This is a genomic window from Paenibacillus sp. Y859 (assembly GCF_056786405.1).
Map to the genome: position 1 here is coordinate 230,285 of NZ_JBXCIZ010000003.1, position 19,500 is coordinate 249,784.

At 41.3% G+C, this 19,500-nt stretch carries 20 protein-coding genes and 1 riboswitch; of the genes, 19 read left to right on the top strand and 1 reads right to left on the bottom strand.

Annotation, left to right across the window (positions count from 1 at the left end; all coding sequences use genetic code 11):
* Positions 1-66 precede the first annotated feature (66 nt).
* From AC1TO8_RS10080 to AC1TO8_RS10145, 14 genes are all read left to right on the top strand, one after another.
* Positions 67-2,430, top strand: coding sequence for an endonuclease MutS2 (locus AC1TO8_RS10080; protein WP_482055475.1), 2,364 nt, complete (start codon positions 67-69; stop codon positions 2,428-2,430).
* Positions 2,431-2,563: 133 nt separating this feature from the next.
* Entirely contained in the window at positions 2,564-3,112 is a 549-nt protein-coding gene (locus AC1TO8_RS10085; RefSeq protein WP_482055476.1) for a hypothetical protein, read from the top strand.
* A 183-nt stretch (positions 3,113-3,295) separates the two neighbouring features.
* Positions 3,296-3,796, top strand: a complete 501-nt coding sequence (locus AC1TO8_RS10090) for an Lrp/AsnC family transcriptional regulator (RefSeq protein WP_482055477.1) — start codon at positions 3,296-3,298, stop codon at positions 3,794-3,796.
* Positions 3,797-3,809: 13 nt separating this feature from the next.
* Positions 3,810-5,021, top strand: a complete 1,212-nt coding sequence (locus tag AC1TO8_RS10095; RefSeq protein WP_482055478.1) for an aminotransferase class I/II-fold pyridoxal phosphate-dependent enzyme — start codon at positions 3,810-3,812, stop codon at positions 5,019-5,021.
* 104 nt (positions 5,022-5,125) lie between these two features.
* On the top strand, positions 5,126-5,386 hold the full coding sequence (locus AC1TO8_RS10100; RefSeq protein WP_482055479.1) for an aspartyl-phosphate phosphatase Spo0E family protein: 261 nt from the start codon (positions 5,126-5,128) through the stop codon (positions 5,384-5,386).
* 101 nt (positions 5,387-5,487) lie between these two features.
* Complete coding sequence (locus AC1TO8_RS10105; RefSeq protein WP_482055480.1) at positions 5,488-6,027, top strand: hypothetical protein; 540 nt, start codon at positions 5,488-5,490, stop codon at positions 6,025-6,027.
* 24 nt (positions 6,028-6,051) lie between these two features.
* Complete coding sequence (locus AC1TO8_RS10110; RefSeq protein ID WP_482055481.1) at positions 6,052-6,624, top strand: cob(I)yrinic acid a,c-diamide adenosyltransferase; 573 nt, start codon at positions 6,052-6,054, stop codon at positions 6,622-6,624.
* Complete coding sequence (locus AC1TO8_RS10115) at positions 6,621-7,628, top strand: RluA family pseudouridine synthase (RefSeq protein ID WP_482055482.1); 1,008 nt, start codon at positions 6,621-6,623, stop codon at positions 7,626-7,628. Before AC1TO8_RS10110 ends, AC1TO8_RS10115 begins: the two co-directional genes overlap by 4 nt.
* A 14-nt stretch (positions 7,629-7,642) precedes the next feature.
* Positions 7,643-8,005 carry an arsenate reductase family protein gene (locus tag AC1TO8_RS10120; RefSeq protein ID WP_482055483.1) on the top strand — a complete coding sequence of 121 codons (363 nt, stop codon included), beginning with the start codon at positions 7,643-7,645 and terminating at the stop codon, positions 8,003-8,005.
* A 117-nt stretch (positions 8,006-8,122) separates the two neighbouring features.
* Entirely contained in the window at positions 8,123-8,983 is an 861-nt protein-coding gene (locus tag AC1TO8_RS10125) for a 5'-3' exonuclease (protein WP_482055670.1), read from the top strand.
* Complete coding sequence (locus tag AC1TO8_RS10130; protein WP_482055484.1) at positions 8,984-9,247, top strand: hypothetical protein; 264 nt, start codon at positions 8,984-8,986, stop codon at positions 9,245-9,247. It abuts the gene before it with no gap.
* Positions 9,229-9,672 (top strand): phosphodiester glycosidase family protein, encoded by a 444-nt coding sequence (locus tag AC1TO8_RS10135; protein ID WP_482055485.1) that lies wholly within the window; start codon positions 9,229-9,231, stop codon positions 9,670-9,672. The genes AC1TO8_RS10130 and AC1TO8_RS10135 overlap by 19 nt, the downstream gene beginning before the upstream one ends.
* A 20-nt stretch (positions 9,673-9,692) precedes the next feature.
* Entirely contained in the window at positions 9,693-10,574 is an 882-nt protein-coding gene (locus tag AC1TO8_RS10140) for an ROK family protein (RefSeq protein ID WP_482055486.1), read from the top strand.
* A 175-nt stretch (positions 10,575-10,749) separates the two neighbouring features.
* A complete protein-coding gene (locus AC1TO8_RS10145) occupies positions 10,750-11,763 on the top strand; it encodes an HRDC domain-containing protein (protein WP_482055487.1) in 1,014 nt (337 codons plus the stop codon).
* 66 nt (positions 11,764-11,829) lie between these two features.
* On the opposite strand, the gene corA is transcribed toward AC1TO8_RS10145, so the two are convergent.
* Positions 11,830-12,765 carry a magnesium/cobalt transporter CorA gene (gene corA, locus AC1TO8_RS10150; protein ID WP_482055488.1) on the bottom strand — a complete coding sequence of 312 codons (936 nt, stop codon included), beginning with the start codon at positions 12,763-12,765 and terminating at the stop codon, positions 11,830-11,832.
* A gap of 510 nt (positions 12,766-13,275) precedes the next feature.
* Positions 13,276-13,402: riboswitch (SAM riboswitch) on the top strand.
* Between the two features lie 111 nt (positions 13,403-13,513).
* On the opposite strand from corA, the gene metA reads away from it, so the two are divergent.
* The 5 genes from metA (at position 13,514) to ytxC (ending at position 19,126) form a co-directional block, all read left to right on the top strand.
* Positions 13,514-14,449, top strand: a complete 936-nt coding sequence (metA, locus tag AC1TO8_RS10155) for a homoserine O-acetyltransferase MetA (protein WP_482055489.1) — start codon at positions 13,514-13,516, stop codon at positions 14,447-14,449.
* A gap of 20 nt (positions 14,450-14,469) precedes the next feature.
* On the top strand, positions 14,470-15,648 hold the full coding sequence (locus tag AC1TO8_RS10160) for a PLP-dependent transferase (RefSeq protein WP_482055490.1): 1,179 nt from the start codon (positions 14,470-14,472) through the stop codon (positions 15,646-15,648).
* 3 nt (positions 15,649-15,651) lie between these two features.
* Positions 15,652-16,836, top strand: coding sequence for a trans-sulfuration enzyme family protein (locus AC1TO8_RS10165; RefSeq protein WP_482055491.1), 1,185 nt, complete (start codon positions 15,652-15,654; stop codon positions 16,834-16,836).
* Positions 16,837-16,939: 103 nt separating this feature from the next.
* Complete coding sequence (gene mqnC / locus AC1TO8_RS10170) at positions 16,940-18,073, top strand: cyclic dehypoxanthinyl futalosine synthase (protein WP_482055492.1); 1,134 nt, start codon at positions 16,940-16,942, stop codon at positions 18,071-18,073.
* Positions 18,074-18,220: 147 nt separating this feature from the next.
* On the top strand, positions 18,221-19,126 hold the full coding sequence (gene ytxC / locus AC1TO8_RS10175) for a sporulation protein YtxC (RefSeq protein WP_482055493.1): 906 nt from the start codon (positions 18,221-18,223) through the stop codon (positions 19,124-19,126).
* The last annotated feature ends 374 nt before the right edge of the window (positions 19,127-19,500 follow it).

The window sequence follows — 19,500 nt, forward strand, 5'->3', positions numbered from 1 at the left end:
ACGAATAGCGAATTCGGAGTGATTTCGCTATAATAAAGGCAAGATTGAAAGGAGTAGTGAGCACTCTTGGACGACAAAATTTTGCATACGTTGGAATATCGCAAGATTTTAAATACATGTTCGGGTTACACCCAAACAAGCATGGGGAAACAGATCGTTGACCGACTTAAACCTGATACCAATATAGATATTGTTCTGCGGCTGTTAAAAACTACAGATGAAGCATATACCGTAGATCGATTGAAAGGTACTCCTCCATTCGGTGGAATTACTGATATTACAGCTCCTACGAAGCGAGCAGAGTTGGGAGGAACATTGAATCCTCATGAACTACTTGCTGTTAGTAATACTATTTATGGATCAAGACGTATTAAGCGATTCATTGCTAATATCCATGAGGACGAAGAAGTTGAGATATTATTCAATCTTAGCGAGGGGATTTCAGAACAGAAGGTTCTTGAAGATGCCATTAAATCATGTATAGATGAAAGTGCTGAGGTCATGGATTCCGCAAGTGTAGAACTAGGGCAAGTGCGGAGAGAACTTAGATCTGGGGAGAGTCGTATTCGTGAGAAGTTGGATTCGATGATTCGTTCCTCAACGGTTTCAAAAATGCTACAGGATCAACTCGTTACTATTCGAGGAGATCGCTTCGTTATCCCGGTGAAGGCAGAATACCGCTCTCATTTCGGTGGTATCGTTCATGATCAATCGGGTTCGGGTGCAACCATGTTCATTGAACCAGAGGTTATCGTGGCAATGAACAATAAACTGCGAGAATTACGGATGAGGGAAGAACGCGAAATTGAAGTTATTCTTCAGAAGTTAACGGCTCTCGTTGGCGATCAAGCGGAGATGTTACTGATTGATATTGATTTGGTTGGACAACTGGACTTCATATTCGCCAAAGCAAGATTGGCACATGTGATGAAGGCGACGATGCCAAGAATGAATGATCGTGGATACTTAAAGTTGAGAAAAGGACGACACCCACTGATCCCTTTGGATCAAGTAGTACCCTTAGATGTGGAGCTCGGTAATGCCCATACATCTATCATCGTTACAGGTCCTAATACAGGTGGGAAGACCGTTACATTAAAAACGATTGGACTGCTGAGTCTAATGGCGATGTCTGGTTTATTTGTACCGGCTGAGGAGGAAAGTCAGCTTTGTGTATTTGATGCTATTTTTGCGGATATTGGGGACGAACAGAGTATTGAGCAGAATTTGAGTACTTTCTCCAGTCATATGACAAATATTATTCGTATTCTGAAGCAGATGACGACGAAGAGTCTTATCCTTCTAGATGAGGTAGGAGCTGGGACGGATCCTGCGGAAGGCTCAGCGCTAGCGATATCCATTCTGGAACATATTCATCGGTTTGGGTGCCGGATGGTCGCAACAACGCATTACAGTGAGTTAAAAGCCTATGCTTACGAACGTAAAGGAATTATTAATGCGAGTATGGAATTTGATGTGAACACATTAAGTCCGACATATCGCTTGCTGATCGGTATTCCTGGTAGAAGTAATGCATTTGCTATCGGAGAGCGATTGGGATTACCGCAGAATATACTGGATTTCGCTCGTGGTGAAGTGAAAGAGGAAGATATGCGGGTGGAACATATGATTGCATCTCTTGAAGAGAATCGTCTTCGCGCTGAGAATGAACGGGCAGAAGCTGAGAAGATTACAATGGAGATGGAAGTATTAAGAAGAACCCACCAGCGAGAGCTTGAGAAGCTTGCGGAATCACGCGATAAGCTGTTAGAGAAAGCGGAACTTGATGCACAGGAAGTGATCAACAAAGCTCGATCAGAGGCTGAACGAATTATATCTGAACTACGTGAACTTGCTATGGCTGAAGGAGCTTCAGTGAAAGAACATAAGTTGATTGCAGCACGCAAACAATTAGAAGAAGCGGAACCGAAGCAACGAAAGAAAACCCCAGCGAAGATGCAACTTAAAGCTCGTACGATTGAACCAGGTGATGATGTGAAAGTATATAGTCTTAACCAGAAGGGGACTGTTGTTGAGCTAACAGGTAACAAAGAAGCGCTAGTACAATTAGGTATTATGAAAATGAAAGTAAGTTTGGATGATCTGGAACTATTAAGTGCTAACAAGTCAGACAAACCACAAATTCAGAAGCAAGTAACGATGGTCAAGCGAACTAGAGACGATAATATACGTACTGAATTGGATCTGCGTGGAGATAATCTAGAAGAGGCATTAATGGAGGTCGATCATTTCATCGACGAGGCTTTTTTAAGTAATCTAGGTCAGATCCATATTATTCATGGTAAGGGTACAGGAATATTACGAGCTGGCATTCAGGACTATCTCCGCAAACATAAGCATGTAAAGAGTTATCGTCTAGGGAATTATGGAGAAGGCGGAAATGGAGTTACCGTTGTTGAGTTGGAATAAATCAATACTTTAAAAAGTACCGCAGTAGGAGGATCATCCTATGAAGAATTTGGCACGTATATTATTTGTGGCCGCTGTTATTTTCTTTGCGGCGGGTATTATATATTTGAAGAATAGCTAGGAGGAATAGGACATGGAAACAACGGTGTGCCCATGGTGTCAGACGGAAATTGTATGGGATGAAGAAATAGGTCCGGAGGATGAATGTCCACATTGTCAGAATGAGTTGAATGAGTATCGTACACTCAACATCGGTCTTGATGATGAGGATGAGCTAGAGGAACAAGTAAGCACACAAGCCTATGATAAACCAGTGAATAGAGTCGAATCTATTCAGCCATTCTGGGAGCAAGATATGATGACTACGACCCCTGCATTTCGTGCGCTTGATAAATATGAGAGTAGTCACGATCTAATGAACTATGAAGCTATGGTCGAAAAGGTGTTGGATCATCAGGAGGAAGTGCCTGAATGCCCTCATTGTCGTGAATTTATGTTGCTTACTGGGCAACAGCAAATAACAGGCGCTGGTTGGAATCCGGCTGTGGTGCCAGTACTGCAGGGATCTGTATTGAATGCACCATTCTCAGTGGACATTTATGTATGTACAGGTTGTTTCCATGTTCATACTACGCTATGTGAGGAAGATCGTTTAAGACTTATTCAAGGATTAAGTGGGTAAGACACAACTCAAGTAGTTGCATCATATACATGATCAATTAGCTTTTGAAAGGTATGCCATGAGGATAGTTTTTTCTATGCATAAACCTTTTAATGCTGTACTATATGAATTGATCTCTTTTTCGCGGGTATGTTATTTGATTATTATCAGTGCCCACAAAAAGCAAGCACTGGAGGGTAACTTATGAAGGAACTTAATGAACTGGAAATGAAAGTGCTAGACCTTCTGAAAGAAGATGCTAGAATGACGCCAGTTTTACTGGCTACTCTTATTGGTGTCGATGAAGCGGAAGTTGCAACGGCTATAGCAGAACTTGAAAGTGAGCACGTTATTGTGAAATACGCTGCTGTTGTAAATTGGAGTAAGGTTGAAGATGAGAAGGTAACAGCTCAGATTGAGGTGCAGATTACGCCTGAACGTGGGCGTGGGTTCGAGGGGATTGCAGAACGTATTTATTTATACCCTCAGGTGAAATCTGTTTTTCTGATGTCCGGGGCCTATGATTTACTTGTTGAGGTTGAAGGACGTAACTTAAGAGAAGTTGCAAATTTCGTATCCGAGAAGTTATCCACGATCGATTCTGTTCTATCTACGAAGACGAATTTTATTCTGAAAAAATATAAACAAGCTGGGATTATATACGAGGAACAAGAAGAAGAACCTCGACTTATGATCTCCCCGTGAAGGAGTAAACGTGATGATCTTGAATGAAGAGCGTGCGCAGAAACACAATAAATCAATGGATAGCTATTTAGCACCGCTCGTCAGGGATATCGCTCCTTCGGGCATACGGAAATTTTTCGATCTAGTATCTGGTAACAAGGATATTATTACGCTGGGAGTAGGTGAGCCTGACTTTGTCACCCCATGGCATGTACGTGAAGCTTGCATGTACTCTCTAGAACGTGGCCGCACAGGTTATACCTCTAATTCTGGAACCCCTGAACTTCGTGAGGCAATTGGCCAATACTTGCATGACAATTTCCAAGTGGCCTATGAACCTTCAAATCAGATTCTAGTTACCGTAGGGGGAAGTGAGGCGATAGATCTAGCATTGCGAGCATTGATTGTCCCAGGTGACGAAATACTCATTCCAGAACCGTGTTATGTATCCTATTCGCCGATTACAACGATTGGTGGAGGTATTCCTGTTGGGATTGAGACGACGTCTGAGAATGGTTTCAAACTGACAGCTGAGGCGCTAGAAGCGAAGATTACACCTAAATCGAAAGTATTGATGCTATGTTATCCAAGCAATCCGACAGGCGCGATTATGACCTATGAGGATTGGCTTCCCATCGCTAAAGTAATTGAAAAGCATGATCTCATCGTTATTTCTGATGAAATTTATGCAGAGCTTACTTATAGTGATGATAAACACGTTAGCTTTGCAGCCATTCCTGGGATGAAAGATCGAACGTTACTAGTGAGCGGGTTCTCTAAAGCATTTGCTATGACAGGTTGGCGGATGGGATATGTATGCGGGCATGAGGATTTCATTGCTGCGATGCTAAAGATTCATCAGTATACAGTCATGTGTGCCCCAGTGATGGGTCAAGTAGCAGCTCTAGAGGCATTGACCAATGGCTTGGAGGAGAAAGATCGGATGCTGGAATCTTACAACCAACGTAGACGTCTGATCGTGCAAGGGTTTCGCGAGATAGGTCTCAATTGTCATGAACCACAAGGGGCTTTCTATGCATTCCCAAGCATCCAAGATACTGGACTATCATCCGACAATTTTGCGGAGAGATTGCTAGTGGAGGCGAGGGTAGCTGCTGTTCCGGGTAATGTCTTTGGACTCGGAGGAGAAGGATTCCTTCGTTGTTCATACGCAACATCGGTAGCTCAATTGAACGAGGCGCTGGAACGAATAGGTAAGTTTGTAGAGCAATTGAAAAAGGGCTAAGTACTAAATAAAATAAACAATTAATAAATTCACTATTATTTTGAATGAACTATGTTATAATCTTCCTTTAGTATCAGAATGAACGGTCTAAGGAGGGATTTGAATTGTTTTGTGCTGATTATAACATGCCCACATATCGGGGAAGTAATATCGCCGAAAAAATCCGTGGTAAATGGTCAAGCCAAGCGATTGACTCTTCAAAAAGAGAGTGTACGTTAGAAGATGAGATCTGTTTACTTCGTAGTCAGATGGAACAGATATTTGTTCAGGAGCAGTCGTTTACTTCCAATATTGTAATCGAAATTAGCAGTTTGCTAGACTTGAAAATTAATGAATATATGAGAATTTCCTCATCCAACAAATAAAGTAATCATATCCAGAAAGGCTCGTCATGATGAGAGCCCTTTTTTTGTGGGTTGATCTTGACATATGGTATATTGATCTTACTTGCGATAGGAGGAATAAAATGAGATTAGGTAGAAAGTTACTTATTATTGTGATCAGTATGATCATGCTGGCAGGCTGTGGGAAGGGAAATGGGAAGGTATCGGTCTTTATTACAGATGATTACTTGGATCCTTCCGGTATTCGAGAGCCACTAGAAAAGATATTACAAGAAAAGGTTGGAGAAGAACTGGCGGTCGAGGTTTCTGCTTCGCCAATATATAATGAGCAAAAAGTAATGATAGAATATGCAGCTAAGGAGCATGAGATTTTTATATTGCCTGAATCGATTATGAAGCTATATGCTAGAGATGGAACCCATATCGTACTTGATGAGGATTTCGATTCTGAGAAATACCCCGCGGGAGTATTCGAAGCTGGTGTAATAGACGTGGACACCGATGAGGTAGTTATGGAGACGCATCTATTTGCCATTCCTATCTCCCAGATGAAGGTATTTCAGGATCTGAATTATGCGAGGGAAGGTCTGTACGCTACGATCCCAATCTCAACAGATTCTATGGAGAGTTCGATTGCATTATTGAAGGCAATGATGAAATAAGTAAATATTGTAGGAGGAATTCTAATGAAAGTATATACACGAACAGGTGATGCGGGTGAGACCTCTGTTATTGGAGGACGTGTGATCAAGGATGATAACCAAGTTGAGGCTTATGGAACGATTGATGAACTGAATAGTTTTGTAGGGCAAGTGATCAGTCTCATGGGAGAAGATCAGCTCTTCGTCGATCTGAAGGAACAATTATTAGAGATCCAACATGAGTTATTTGATTGTGGTTCGGATTTAGCATTCGTGAAGCTAAGCGAGAGTAAATATAAAGTGAGAGGCGAATTGGTTGAACGCTTGGAGCTTTGGCTGGATTCTTGTGAGAAGGAGAATCCGCCTTTAGAGCGTTTTATTCTACCAGGTGGTGACATCTTATCTTCCACTCTCCATGTCTGTCGTACAGTGTGCCGTCGAGCAGAGCGCAGAACAGTTACTTTAGGCAAGGAGAAGGATATCAATCCGCATGTACGTCAGTATTTAAATCGCTTATCCGATTATTTCTTCGTCATTGCAAGAACGGTAAATGCACGCAAAGAAGTAGTAGACATCGAATATGTGCGTAGCCAAAAGGTATTTAAATCGGAACAATGAGTCAATATTATAACCCAATCACACATGTTGTGTCCCCTGAAGAAGATGGCTGGATATTGAAGAAGCTCTTGCAAAAGAAGCTGAATGTTTCTCGTAAACTATTATCACGTTTGAAATATACCGAGCAAGGAATTATGTTGAATGGTGAAAGAGTTTACATTAGCGTACCTGTTAGGAATGGAGATGTGGTTGAAATTAGAATGGAGCAGGAAACTTCGGAAGACATTTTGCCGCAGCCCATTCCTTTCGACATTTTATTTGAGGATGATCACTTGTTAGTTGTGAATAAAGAGGCAGGTAGAATTGTCCACCCGACACACGGTCATTACACGGATACGCTAGCGAACGGAGTCGTTCATTATTGGCTTGAACAAGGGAAGAATTATCGTTTTAGGCCTATTCATAGATTAGATCGAGAAACGACGGGTGTCTTAGTTATTGCGAAGAATCCCTATGTCCATCAACATATCTCTGAGCAGATGATCGCTGGCGAAGTGGATAAGAAATATGTTGCAATAGTCCATGGTGTGCCTAGCTCACCTGAAGGAATGATAGACGGTCCGATTGATAGAGATCCAGAGGATCCTCATCGCAGAATAGTTACACCAACAGGTTACAGTTCATTGACACGGTATTGGGTGACTGAGCAATTTCATGATGCTAGCATGGTGAATTTGAAGTTGGAAAGTGGGCGAACTCATCAGATTCGTGTTCATATGACATCTATCGGCTGTCCATTGATTGGAGACTCATTATACCGGCATCCAATTTATGTTGCGTTAGATGTTGAGCAAGCGGATAATCGTATAGGAAATGAAAATGCTGACAGTTGCAGTGAGAATAATCATGTCATAAATCTTGATCTGAGTATAGGACGTCAAGCTTTACATGCATATGAATTATCGTTGATTCATCCTATTCTACATGAGTGGATGACGTTTAAGGCACCTATGCCATTAGATATGGAAACACTGCGACATCAATTACTTAATCGTTCGATCTAGGAGGAATAATACACATGAGTAATCTATTAATATATCTATATCCCAAATGCAGTACATGCAGGAATGCAGTGAAATGGTTAAGAGCTAACGGGCATGAGCCTGAGATCAGAGATATTTTTGTAGAACCTCCAACTATTTCTGAGTTAACTGAATTAGTGGAGCATAGTGGGCTTGAACTTAAGAAGTTCTTCAATGTAAGCGGGGATGTCTATAGAGCAATGGGGCTTAAGGACAAGCTTAGTGAGATGAGCCGAGAGGAACAAATCGAGCTTCTTTCGTCAAATGGCAGGTTGATTAAACGACCTATTGTAACTAACGGAGAGAGTGTGACTTTAGGGTTCAAAGAAGATCAATATGCCAATGTTTGGAGCGGTTGATGAGACCGCAAGGTCATTCATAGTTATGCTATACTAATCGTATCACCGCCATCTGTGCGGAAGTAGAGATATATAAGGAGCGGTAAAAGAGTGACACGCAATAAACAACAATCTATTATGCTAGTTGATGGAATGGCTCTATTATTTAGAGCGTATTTCGCATCAGCTTCCAGCGGTTATATTCGTCGAACGAAATCGGGTGTACCTACGAATGCTATTTATGGGTTCGTACGTTATTTCTGGGATGCAGTACAAAAATTTGACCCAACCCACGTTATTTGTTGTTGGGATTTGAGTGGACCTACCTTTCGTGCGCAGGAATATGCAGCTTACAAAGGGAATCGTTCAGAAGCACCAGATGATCTAATTCCTCAGTTTACATTGATTAAGGAAGTCGTTGAGAGTTTCGGAATTCCTAATATTAGTTATCAAGGATATGAGGCGGACGACTGTATTGGAACTTTAGCAGCGCAAATTAGTCAAGAAATGAATGTCATGGTATTGACTGGGGATCATGATATGCTTCAGCTGGTGAGTCCAACTACAAGCGTTATTATTATGAAAAAGGGACAGGGCAATTATAAAGTATATACGCCAGAATCCTTATACGAGGAAAAGGAGCTTCATCCTCGTCAAATCATTGATATGAAGGCTTTGATGGGAGACGCTAGTGATAACTATCCCGGTGTTCGTGGGATAGGAGAGAAGACAGCGACAAAGCTTGTTCAAGAATATGGCTCAATTGAGGGGATTCTTGAGAACTTAGATCAACTATCCGCGAGTGTACGTACTAAGATAGAGAATGATCTTGATATGCTTCATTTATCACGTAGACTTGCAGAAATTCATTGCGCTGTACCTGTCGCGTATTCAATAGAGAGCTCTTTACTTGAATTGAATCATGATCTAGTCGCATCTAAATTTGAAGAACTTGAAATGAGAAGCCTCTGTCAATTGATGGGGCTAGAGGTATCCTAAGTGAGGATTCTATCGTTTAAATTTAAGGGACGACATGTAGTAATTCCAGCACTAGTGATCGTAACGGTATTATCTTTTCTACTATCAGGGAACATGAATACTTCATATGCAACATCGAAGGCTACGATTAAAAGTGGCGTGAAGAAGGTAACCGTTAGTGGGAAAAGCTTTACTGTACAGACGGTTGCTATTCCGAAGGGAACACCGGGACGACAATTGGCTTCAAATCTGACGGAACCGTACTTATGGATAGTCTTAGAATGAGCCTTACAGGTACAGTTAGCAGGACAAAGGGTAGTCCCATTGGATGGTACGTTTCCTTTGTTAACCGAACTCCATCGGCTAATGCTAATGTTAGCATCCTATACACAGAAGATCGTGGTAGTTATGTGGGATTTAAGGGTGGCATTGCTGTGGTGATGGAGAATGGAGTAGTGACGAAAAAAGTAGTGAATGATAATGTCCCTATTCCGAAGAATGGCTATGTACTTATATGTACTGGAACAATGAAATCGATGACAGATCGCTTCGAGGTTGGAGCCGAAGTGATGCAGAAAATGGGCGCTAAACAGGCTATGAATTTGGATGGTGGTGCTTCCTCGGCACTTTATGGTGGCGGGATAGTCATGACCCTAGCTGGGCGGTCATTGAGCAATACGTTAGTATTTGGTAACAATCTGAATAGGTAATCAGAAGGGATGGTTCTGTTATGGGTTTATTAGGAGCAATTGAAGCCGGTGGCACTAAATTCGTCTGCGGAATAGGTACGAAGGATGGGCAAATAAAGGAAAGAGTCAGTTTTCCTACAACGACCCCAGATGAGACGATGGCTCAAGTGGAATCTTTCTTCGCGGGTAAAGAAGTAGAGGCTATTGGAGTAGGTTCTTTCGGACCGATTGATCCTATTAAGGGAAGTCCGACATATGGTTATATTACGACGACGCCTAAACCGAATTGGAGTCAGTACAATATTGTTGGTCATATGAAATCAAAGTTTAATGTACCTATTGGATTTGATACAGATGTGAACGGAGCAGCGCTTGGTGAGCATTTATGGGGTGCTGGACAAGGACTAAATAGCTGTATGTATATTACTGTTGGGACCGGTATCGGGGCTGGTGCTGTCGTTAATGGGCAAATGCTACATGGACTATCACATCCTGAAATGGGACATATCATCGTTCGCCGTCATCCTGAAGATACATATGAGGGCACATGTCCTTATCACGCGGATTGCTTAGAGGGTTTGGCAGCAGGACCTGCCATCAGTCGCCGCTCCGGATTACAAGGTGTTGAATTGGGTGCTGATCATCCAGCGTGGAAGATGGAAGCCTATTATTTAGCACAAGCATTAATGAATTATATATTGATATTATCTCCGCAAAAGATCATTATGGGCGGTGGAGTTATGAAGCAACAACAGCTTTATCCACTTATTCATCGTGAGCTTCGTAGTCTGTTGAATGGTTATGTTCAGCATTCATCCATCCATAATGACATAGAGCAATATATCGTCTCTCCTCAATTAGGCGACAATGCCGGTCTAAGTGGTGCATTAGCACTTGCAAGGCTAGCAATCGAGGAAGCTTGATCAAAAGATGACTTTTTGAACCACCCCTATAATGTGATTGACGTTATGGTAGCATATGGTATTATAGTAATAACAGGATAACATGATTCGACTGAGGAAGCACCTCTCTTACTTTATTGTAAGAGGGGTGCTTTTTTTTGCGTGTTATGCTGAATTGAATGTAGGAGTGTTAAAGATGCAGATTGTATTTATGAATCGTTTGATGAAGGCATCTGGAAGTGCTGAAGAACTAGTTGCACAAGTGTGGATTGGTGAGGAGGAAGGGGTCTGGCATCTAGGATGGAGGGATCTCTTGATAGACGGGGAATTTAATGATGTTTCATGGTACGAAGGTGGTTCATGGCACGAGCTCCTCTGTATTTATCGTCATGACCTTGCAATTAAGCTTGGTGAGGGATATCGCCCCATTATAGAGGGGGTATTTCATGAAGATGAGGAGATTCCATCACGGGGGCAGGCGGCTCAGAAGCTGTATTGCTATAGTGAACTTCATTCAGAGGAGAGCGTATATGCAGAATTATGTACATGGAGACGTAGGAGAGCAGCTACTGAGCGTAAGGCTCCCTATTTTATTGCGAGTAATAAGTTACTGCGACTAATCAGTGCTTATATTCCTCAGCATGTGGATGAATTGAAGCAACTTCCAGGAGTAGGTCAGACTAAGGCAAGTGAGTATGGGGCTGAAATCTTAGAGATTACCGCTAAAGTGGAACGCAATCATACCTTCCCTTTGAACTGGGTGTATGCTGAATTAAACGAAGAGGTATACAGGGCATGGGTATTTAAGCAGAAGGAACAGAAATACAAACAAGAGCTGAATCAATTTAGGATGCAAAGTGCTCTTATGAGAGGGATATCAGAAGGGAAGAACTTGGAGCAGTTAGAACGAGATTGTGAGTCTTCACGTAAAGAAATTATCGAAGCTTTGGAGGAGCTGGAGAAGGCGGGATATGATACGGAGCCGCTACTACAAAGTGAACTCAAGGATACGGCGAGTGAAGAGCAGACGGCCATTTGGTCAGCATTTCAAGAACTGGGGGATTCCCTGTTGAAACCGATTCTGCATAGAGTATATGGTGAAGATAAAGATTTAGTGGGCAAAGGAAGTATAGACGTATTGTATGAACGTATACGATTGATTCGTATTCAATTTAGACGAAATAAGATCATGAGACGAAGCGTCAGCTGAACATGATACACAAAAGGACGAAGAATTCTCTAAGAGGAGAGAATTCTTCGTCCTTTTGCAAATTTATTAAATCCAGTCCTTTTTACGAAAAATTAGAAACATTCCGAAACCTAACGTCGCCATAATAGCGAGGATCATAAAATATCCATATTTCATATCTAATTCAGGCATATTAGTAAAGTTCATACCATAGATGCCGGTAATAAGTGTTAGTGGTATGAAGATGGTTGTAATTGCAGTAAACACTCTCATAATTTCATTCGCACGGTTTGCGATACTGGATTGGTAAGCTTCACGTAAGTTACCCATAAGATCGCGATAGGTTTCAAAGGTTTCTGCGATTTTCACTGCATTTTCATAAATGTCGCTAAAATATTTCTGCAATTGGTCATCGATCAATCGAAGGTCCTTCTTATTGAGGATGTTAATGACTTCCTTCTGTGGTCCAAGCACTTTCTTCAGCCACAATATTTCACTGCGAAGTCCTATAATCTCAATCAAATGAGATTTCTTAGTGTGCATAAGAATATCTTCTTCTAACTTTTCAATTTTGGCTTCAATTCGGTCACCTACCGTGAAGTAGTTATCGACAACTAAGTCAATGAGTAGATACAGGAATCGGTCTGGTTCACTAACCTCTTGTTCCCATAGAATAGGTTTGAGTACGCGGAGTTCATTTATCTTTTGATTCGTAACTGTAATAATATAATTTCTACCTAAGAACACGCTAAGACCACGCAGAAATATTTCCTCATCATCAAATCGAATGCTATTGACTACAATGAAATAATGATCTTCATATATTTCGATCTTAGGGCGTTGTTCTTCTTCACTAAGGCAATCCTCTACAGCTAAGTCATGTAAAGAAAAGAGTGGTTGTAGAATGGGTAGATCTACTGAATCAGCATCAATCCAGTAGAATCCATCCTTTGGAGGGCTAAGCGTTGTTTGAATATCATCAATAGGGGTAAACACCCCTGAATTAACTAACCGAATTTTCATCTAGGTTCACTCCTTCATCCCATAATTTGTCATGGGTAACGTAAATTATACGCAAAGGAAAGAGATCAGCTTTGTCGACGTAGTATATCTACTGTAAGAGGAGTTACTGATCGAGCATGGAAAGAATGAATAGTCCCCTTTATCAACAGGCTGGTACAAATCCTATGCAATTTCATTTCAAGTCCAAAGAGCTTGGGCCTCGGGTCACCGTCCATCTTCCATCTCACCTCTTATTCATCATTTGGTTGTAACACTTGTCTAGTATAACTGTCCGTAAACTTCGTTTCAAGAAGAAAAAAAAACAACCTCTTAATATATAGCATATGGAAAGAGCGTAAAAATGACTCTCATCTTGCGAAAGTAAATAAAACATGTATAATTATGATCATATCCAAAATTTTCAATGATGTACAATGAACTTCAATTGAATAACACTAATTAGCAAGTTAACGATGAATAATCTTATCCGTAAGGTTAATAACCGTTAGAAGTGACTAATTAAAGAGTTTTTTCTTATCAAGAGCAGGTGGAGGGACAGGCCCGATGAAACCCGGCAACCGGCGTGAATAACGCACGGTGCTAATTCTTGCAGGAAGATTTGCTGAAGTTCATGCGAATCCTTCTTGAGAGATGAGAAGGGCGCATAGATTAACGATGATGACCTTTCTCCTATGGACTTTTCCTATGGATAAGGTCATTTTTGTTAGCAATAATGATGAGAGGCCTCGGCCGAAGGAGTGAAATTAGAATGCCAATTAAGATTCCAGACACGTTACCAGCAAAAGAAATTCTCACAGGAGAGAACATATTTGTCATGGATGAGAGCCTTGCATACCAGCAAGATATTCGTCCCCTACGTATTGCAATTCTTAACTTGATGCCTACTAAGGAAACGACAGAAACGCAATTACTCCGTTTGCTGGGGAACTCACCACTTCAAGTGGACATTGTATTGCTACATCCAGACTCTCATGTATCGAAGAACACATCTGAAGAATATTTAAGAGCATTTTATAAAACGTTTGAAGAAGTGAAGAATAGCCGATTTGATGGACTGATTATTACTGGAGCACCTGTGGAGAAGATGGAATTTGAAGATGTGAACTATTGGGAAGAACTACTGGAAATATTTGAGTGGAGTAAGACCCATGTGACATCAACACTTCATATCTGTTGGGCAGCTCAAGCAGGACTATACCATCATTTTGGTATTCCGAAATGGGATATGGAAGAGAAAATATTTGGTGTATTCCAACACACGATTAATAAGCCAAATGTGAAGTTGTTAAGAGGATTTGATGAAATATTCCATGTTCCACATTCCCGCCATACGGAGGTTCGCCGTGAGGATATCGAGGGTGTTCAGGAACTTGAAATATTGTCCGAATCAGAAGAGGCAGGTATTTATCTCGTTGCGACAAAAGATGGTAAACAGATCTTTGTCTCAGGCCATTCTGAATATGATCCATTCTCATTAAGATGGGAATATGAAAGAGATATTGCTAAAGGAATGGACATTCAAATTCCAAGGAACTATTATCCGAATGATGATCCAGATCGTGTCCCACCTTCAATCTGGCGGTCACATGCTAATTTATTGTTTGCAAATTGGCTGAATTATTATGTATACCAAGAAACACCTTATGATATTGGTGAAACAAGGGATATATGGCCACAAATATAATAGATGAGGAGAAATTCGATATGGAGAAGAATGGGTTAAGGATCGAGAGTAGGCTAGCACAGATTGGTTCGATTGAAGAACCAGTTACTGGAGCGGTTAATTTTCCTATTTATCAAGCAACAGCTTTTCGTCATCCTCAATTAGGGAAGAGTACTGGATTTGATTATTCACGTACTAAGAATCCCACACGTAAGGTGCTGGAGGACGCTTCCGCAGAGTTGGAATCAGGTGATGCTGGTTTTGCTTGTAGTTCAGGCATGGCAGCACTACAGACCGTATTTGCTTTGTTTGGTCAAGGTGATCATCTCATTGTCTCTTTAGATTTATATGGTGGAACGTACCGACTATTGGAACGAGTGCTTTCTAAATATGGCATTAGTGCCTCCTATGTAGATACGAATGATTTGGACGCATTGGAGAGTCATAGACGTCCGAATACGAAAGCAGTCTTTATTGAAACTCCAACAAATCCACTCATGATGATTACAGATATTCGTGCGGTCTGTTCATGGGCACGTCAACATCAATTACTAACCGTTGTTGACAATACTTTGATGACACCGTTATTCCAACGTCCATTGGAATTGGGAGCAGACATCGTTGTCCATAGTGCAACGAAGTATTTGGGCGGGCATAATGATGTATTGGCAGGATTGATTATTACGAAAGGGAAGGAACTATCGGAAGAGATGTTCTTCCTTCACAATTCGATGGGTGCGGTTCTTGGACCATCAGATTCCTACCAATTAATGCGTGGGATGAAGACGTTAGCACTTCGTATGGAACGTCATGAGAGTAATGCGATTGCCATAGCGGAGTACTTAACTACTCATTCTGCTATAGCAGAAGTATTTCATCCGTATCTAAAGGATCATCCTGGACGAGCTATTCAAGAAGAACAGTGTAGTGGGAATACAGGTATTTTCTCATTTAAAGTAAAGGATGCCCGTTATGTGGAACCGATTCTTAGACATATTAGATTAATTGCTTTTGCGGAAAGCTTGGGTGGAGTCGAGTCACTGATGACTTATCCTGCAGTACAAACACATGCTGATATTCCACTTGAAATTCGCGAAGCTATTGGTGTGGATGATCGTTTGCTGCGATTCTCTGTGGGCATAGAGCATGTGGAAGATTTGATTGCTGATCTTGGTGGGGCTCTAGAGGCTGCGCGTCAAGAAATTGAAGGGGGAGAATAAGGTATGAGTGATCAACATGAGTCGGGTAAAGAACGTTCACTGAAAAACTTGAATTTCGCAACGCGATTGCTTCATTTTGGATCTGAAATAGATCGTACGACAGGGGCATCAAGTGTTCCAATCTATCAGGCATCTACTTTCCATCATGAGGATATCTATAACCCGCCAGAGTATGATTATAGTCGCTCCGGCAACCCCACACGCCAAGCTCTAGAAGATTATATCGCTCTAATGGAGGGTGGGGTACGTGGATTTGCTTATTCATCAGGGATGGCAGCCATTTCAAGTACATTTATGATGCTGTCATCTGGCGATCACATGATTGTAACTGAGGATGTATACGGTGGAACCTACCGTCTCTTAACAAGTATTCTGAATAGACATGGGATTGAGAGTACATTTGTAGATATGACTGATATCGAGCAGGTGAAGAACGCACTTAAGCCAAATACGAAAGCTGTATATATGGAGACACCGTCCAATCCGACATTGAAGATTACGGATGTAGCAGCTGTCACGAATTGGGCGAAAGAGCATGATCTATTAACGATCCTGGATAATACCTTTATGACTCCTTATTATCAACGTCCCATAGAAATGGGAGTGGATATTGTACTCCATAGTGCTACTAAGTTTCTAAGTGGGCACAGTGATGTGCTAGCCGGACTTGCTGTTGCTAGAACGGATGCTATTGGACGTCAGTTAAAGCAGCTTCAGAATGGTCTCGGTACCGTGCTAGGTCCACAGGATTCTTGGCTTGTTATCCGGGGAATGAAGACGCTAGAAGCACGGATGAAGCAAAGTGAGATTAGTGCAGGTATATTGGCGACCTGGTTAAGTGAAAGAACAGATATTACCAATGTGTTCTATCCAGGCTTACCGGGCCATCCGGGGCGTGAAATTCATGAGAAACAGTCCACAGGATATGGAGCGTTGGTATCCTTTGATGTTGGTTCAGGAGAACGGGCGAAGAAAGTACTCAACAAAATTCAGTTACCGCTAGTTGCTGTAAGTCTCGGTGCTGTTGAGAGTATACTTTCTTATCCGGCAATGATGTCACATGCTGCTATGCCAGTTGAGGTTCGCGCTGAACGGGGCATTACGGATGGGCTACTCCGTTTCTCTGTTGGACTTGAGCATATTGATGATTTGATCGCAGATCTTGACCAAGCACTCCAAGAAAATTAATCAAAACAGCATCGTTTTGACGATGCTGTTTTTTGAAGACAGTAATATGTTAATATAAAGAAATGTAAAGATAATAGAGTTGAAATTAAGGGAGGTTTCCTTTATGAGTACGGTGGACCGTATCTTAGATAAAGCAGTTCGAGGTGAGCGACTTAATCTCGAAGAAGGCGTAAGATTATTTGAAAGTGATGAGATTGAGAAATTAGGACATACCGCAGATATTCTCATGAAACGTATACATCCTGATCCGATCACAACCTTTGTTATAGGACGTAACATCAACTATACTAACTTTTGCGATACCTATTGTCGGTTCTGTGCTTTCTATAGACCGCCAGGTTCTAGTGAGGGTTATGTGTTGCCAGATGAGGCAATATTCCAGAAGATCCAAGAGACTGAAGATGTTCGAGGGACCGAGATTCTGATGCAAGGTGGTACGAACCCAGATCTTCCATTTAGCTATTATACCGACTTGCTCAGAGGGATTAAACATCGTTTCCCTAATATTACGATGCATTCATTCTCCCCTGCTGAAATTCGTAAGATGCAGGAGGTTTCTGGATTAACATTAGAAGAAGTCGTTCGTGAGCTTCATGAAGCAGGGCTTGACTCTCTACCTGGCGGTGGTGCTGAAATTCTTGACGATCGTATTCGTAAGAAGATTAGCCGACTAAAAGGGACTTGGCGAGATTGGATGGATGTGATGCAGGCTGCGCATAAGCAAGGAATGAATACGAGTGCCACGATGGTTATTGGATTTGGTGAAACGATGGAAGAAAGAGCTCTGCACATGATGCGTATTCGGGATGCTCAAGATGAATGCATACAGAATAAGTATAACTCCAAAGGATTCTTGGCATTCATTCCATTTACTTTCCAACCGGATAATACAAATTTTGTGCGTGAACGTGAGACGCCTGAGGCTTATCTTAAGACTGTAGCAATGGGGCGGATACTACTCGATAATGTACCGAATTTGCAGTCTTCCTGGGTGACTATGGGACCGGAGATAGGTAAATTATCTTTGAGTTATGGATGTAATGATTTCGGTAGTACGATGATGGAAGAGAATGTCGTTTCTTCGGCAGGTGCAGTGTATAAAGTTAATATTGAATCTATTATTGGACTCATCCGTGAAGCAGGTAAAACACCAGCGCAACGTAATACGAGATATGATATATTGAAAGTATTTGAAGAAGGAACAACAGTTGATCGCGATTTCGTTATGCAAAATTAATATTTGTTAAATACCACCCCATTTTCCAAGAGAAAATGGGGTTTTCCTGTACTTGAGAAATGTTAGCTTGTTTTCCACTAACCCCTTCCGTATATCCTTTGTTCAGGGACCATATACTTAACAAGGATAACGAAAGGAGTGATCTCCATGATGATATTCAGTATATCAGCTACGACAGTGACATCAGAAGAAGAAGTGGCATTCCAACGAATTGTATCGAGAGTGAATGAAGAACTACATAAAAAATACAAATCATTACATTTGACTTGTGTTTCAAATGATGGAACTTCATATTGGCATTGCATGGGAAATGAGCAGAGATCATTTAAAGGTGAGAGCTTGCTCTTTATTTATCAGCTCGCAGCCAAGGCTACTGCGGAACTCATTCTAGAAATAAAGGAACAACATATAATCAGATCTTTGATTCGGAATGAATTTAATTTCTCTGAGAAAGAGGAATCTGAGCCGATTATTGAACATTGTATAACTTTGTTAGAGAAAGGAAACGATTCACCGAATCCATCTTGGAATCGGCGTTATCTGATGCTGGCAAAAAGTTTGCAGAAATGCCTCCTTGAAAGCAATGAATTAAATATAGATGGATTTATTTCCTTTCGGCTGCAGGAATATGGTAAAGAGCTGAGGGAAGTTGTTGAGTATACGATAGATGAGTTCTTGGTCGATCAACAGTATGAGGAGTTTGTCGGTCTCCTTAAATATTTCGTGTACTTCCAAGAGCCACGAATACCATTGGCTCATGTCGTTCATAAGGGCGGACGGGAACTGTTGCTGTTTGACGATAAAATGAATTCATTGGATTGTAGAGGTGATGATGCTGTTTACGTAGAAAGAATTAATCAGCAGGATATGGAAATGGAAGATGTTGTAGTCAGTACGCTTATTTCCGTTTCACCGGCTAAATTAATTATCCATACGCGTGATGTGCAAATGCCGGCCGTGAAGACGATACAGCAGATTTTTGAGAAAAGAGTTGAGATATGTCACAATTGTCCCAAATGTCATGCATTCTTTAGGGAGAAAGAGAAGATTTAACTTGACGAGTAGTGTCAGCTAGAACTATAATTACTGTTAAATTCACTAATAGCGTTGAGAAAGACATGAGCCATCGTAATACGGGCTGTTCAGAGAGAGGGAACATAGGCTGTAATTCCCTTCAGTAACCGACGTTGGTTTACCCCTTTGTAGCTGCGATTATGAACTTCTTCATCAGTTGATTGAAGAACAGTAAGAAGCGCCGGTTCATTACCGTTATATAATGCTGATGAAGGACATGATTTTACATTCAATTTTCGTAAGAATGTATATTCAACTGTTAAATTAGGGTGGAACCACGGGTGATAACACTCGTCCCTTTACCGGGACGGGTGTTTTTTGTGTGCCTTCTCGGAAATATACAAAGAAAATAG

Coding starts and splice junctions, on each gene's coding strand:
- AC1TO8_RS10085 (WP_482055476.1), top strand. CDS start 2,564: ATGGAAACAACGGTGTGCCCATGGTGTCAGACGGAAATTGTATGGGAT.
- AC1TO8_RS10090 (WP_482055477.1), top strand. CDS start 3,296: ATGAAGGAACTTAATGAACTGGAAATGAAAGTGCTAGACCTTCTGAAA.
- AC1TO8_RS10095 (WP_482055478.1), top strand. CDS start 3,810: ATGATCTTGAATGAAGAGCGTGCGCAGAAACACAATAAATCAATGGAT.
- AC1TO8_RS10105 (WP_482055480.1), top strand. CDS start 5,488: ATGAGATTAGGTAGAAAGTTACTTATTATTGTGATCAGTATGATCATG.
- AC1TO8_RS10110 (WP_482055481.1), top strand. CDS start 6,052: ATGAAAGTATATACACGAACAGGTGATGCGGGTGAGACCTCTGTTATT.
- AC1TO8_RS10115 (WP_482055482.1), top strand. CDS start 6,621: ATGAGTCAATATTATAACCCAATCACACATGTTGTGTCCCCTGAAGAA.
- AC1TO8_RS10120 (WP_482055483.1), top strand. CDS start 7,643: ATGAGTAATCTATTAATATATCTATATCCCAAATGCAGTACATGCAGG.
- AC1TO8_RS10125 (WP_482055670.1), top strand. CDS start 8,123: ATGCTAGTTGATGGAATGGCTCTATTATTTAGAGCGTATTTCGCATCA.
- AC1TO8_RS10135 (WP_482055485.1), top strand. CDS start 9,229: ATGGATAGTCTTAGAATGAGCCTTACAGGTACAGTTAGCAGGACAAAG.
- AC1TO8_RS10140 (WP_482055486.1), top strand. CDS start 9,693: ATGGGTTTATTAGGAGCAATTGAAGCCGGTGGCACTAAATTCGTCTGC.
- AC1TO8_RS10145 (WP_482055487.1), top strand. CDS start 10,750: ATGCAGATTGTATTTATGAATCGTTTGATGAAGGCATCTGGAAGTGCT.
- corA (WP_482055488.1), bottom strand. CDS start 12,765: ATGAAAATTCGGTTAGTTAATTCAGGGGTGTTTACCCCTATTGATGAT.
- metA (WP_482055489.1), top strand. CDS start 13,514: ATGCCAATTAAGATTCCAGACACGTTACCAGCAAAAGAAATTCTCACA.
- AC1TO8_RS10160 (WP_482055490.1), top strand. CDS start 14,470: ATGGAGAAGAATGGGTTAAGGATCGAGAGTAGGCTAGCACAGATTGGT.
- AC1TO8_RS10165 (WP_482055491.1), top strand. CDS start 15,652: ATGAGTGATCAACATGAGTCGGGTAAAGAACGTTCACTGAAAAACTTG.
- mqnC (WP_482055492.1), top strand. CDS start 16,940: ATGAGTACGGTGGACCGTATCTTAGATAAAGCAGTTCGAGGTGAGCGA.
- ytxC (WP_482055493.1), top strand. CDS start 18,221: ATGATGATATTCAGTATATCAGCTACGACAGTGACATCAGAAGAAGAA.